The sequence below is a fragment of the Mesorhizobium sp. WSM4845 genome, assembly GCF_055811455.1.
This window is the reverse complement of sequence record NZ_JBVVQA010000110.1, coordinates 123-393: the sequence shown is the minus strand read 5'-3', so window position 1 is coordinate 393 and position 271 is coordinate 123. Positions and strand designations below refer to the sequence as shown.

At 72.0% G+C, this 271-nt stretch carries 1 pseudogene; it reads left to right on the top strand.

Going from position 1 to position 271, the window contains the following annotated elements:
- Positions 1-271, top strand: a pseudogene (locus tag AC0L2C_RS34225) (OmpA family protein); the annotation flags it as partial.

The window sequence follows — 271 nt, the reverse complement described above, 5'->3', positions numbered from 1 at the left end:
AGGCGGCCAAGCCTGAGAAGCCGAAGGCCAAGGAGCAGCCCGCCGCCGAGCAGGAGCAGGCCGAGCCCGAACAGGCGGCCAAGCCTGAGAAGCCGAAGGCCAAGGAGCAGCCCGCCGCCGAGCAGGAGCAGGCCGAGCCGGAAAAGGCGGCCAAGCCTGAGAAGCCGAAGGCCGAGGAGCGGCCCGCCGCCGAACAGGAGCAGGCCGAGCCCGAACAGGCGGCCAAGCCTGAGAAGCCGAAGGCCAAGGAGCAGCCCGCCGCCGAGCAGGA